At 60.6% G+C, this 601-nt stretch carries 1 rRNA gene; it reads right to left on the reverse strand.

From position 1 onward, the window contains the following. Positions 1-84: 84 nt before the first annotated feature. A 16S ribosomal RNA gene (locus tag IEX89_RS24170) occupies positions 85-601 on the reverse strand; the annotation flags it as partial.

Raw genomic sequence — 601 nt, forward strand, 5'->3', positions numbered from 1 at the left:
CGGCAAGCCGATGCGCCGCACATTATCCTAAGCCGTTCGTCAGGGAGGGGTACGAGACCCGATCCCGATGAGGAACGTCCTTAGAAAGGAGGTGATCCAGCCGCAGGTTCCCCTACGGCTACCTTGTTACGACTTCACCCCAGTCGCTGACCCTACCGTGGTCGCCTGCCCCCTCGCGGTTGGCGCAGCGCCGTCGGGTAGAACCAACTCCCATGGTGTGACGGGCGGTGTGTACAAGGCCCGGGAACGTATTCACCGTGGCATGCTGATCCACGATTACTAGCGATTCCGCCTTCATGCACTCGAGTTGCAGAGTGCAATCCGAACTGAGACGGCTTTTGGGGATTAGCTCCAGGTCGCCCTTTCGCTGCCCATTGTCACCGCCATTGTAGCACGTGTGTAGCCCAGCCCGTAAGGGCCATGAGGACTTGACGTCATCCCCACCTTCCTCGCGGCTTATCGCCGGCAGTCCCCCTAGAGTGCCCAACCGAATGATGGCAACTAGGGGCGAGGGTTGCGCTCGTTGCGGGACTTAACCCAACATCTCACGACACGAGCTGACGACAGCCATGCAGCACCTGTGTCCCCGGCTCCGAAGAGA

It is taken from the genome of Salinarimonas ramus (genome assembly GCF_014645695.1).
GTDB lineage: Bacteria > Pseudomonadota > Alphaproteobacteria > Rhizobiales > Beijerinckiaceae > Salinarimonas > Salinarimonas ramus.